The 337-nt window shown below is 66.5% G+C and carries 1 pseudogene; it reads left to right on the forward strand.

What is annotated here, in order from left to right:
• Window positions 1-337: pseudogene (locus ACK59Z_RS25950) on the forward strand (transketolase); the annotation flags it as partial.

Raw genomic sequence — 337 nt, forward strand, 5'->3', positions numbered from 1 at the left:
ACCTTACGGCGCGACCTTCCTGATGTTCATGGAATACGCCCGCAACGCCGTGCGCATGTCGGCCCTGATGAAGCAGCGCGTGATCCACGTGTACACCCACGACTCCATCGGTCTGGGCGAAGATGGCCCGACGCACCAGCCGATCGAGCAGCTGACCAGCCTGCGCAGCACCCCGAACCTGGACACCTGGCGCCCGGCCGACGCGGTGGAATCCGCCGTGTCCTGGAAAAGCGCCCTGGAGCGCAAGGACGGCCCATCGGCGCTGATCTTCTCGCGCCAGAACCTGCAGCACCAGGACCGCGATGCCCAGCAGATCGCCGACATCAGCCGCGGTGGT

Origin of the sequence: Pseudomonas sp. KCJK9058, assembly GCF_046230975.1 — a bacterium.
Lineage (GTDB): Bacteria > Pseudomonadota > Gammaproteobacteria > Pseudomonadales > Pseudomonadaceae > Aquipseudomonas > Aquipseudomonas alloputida.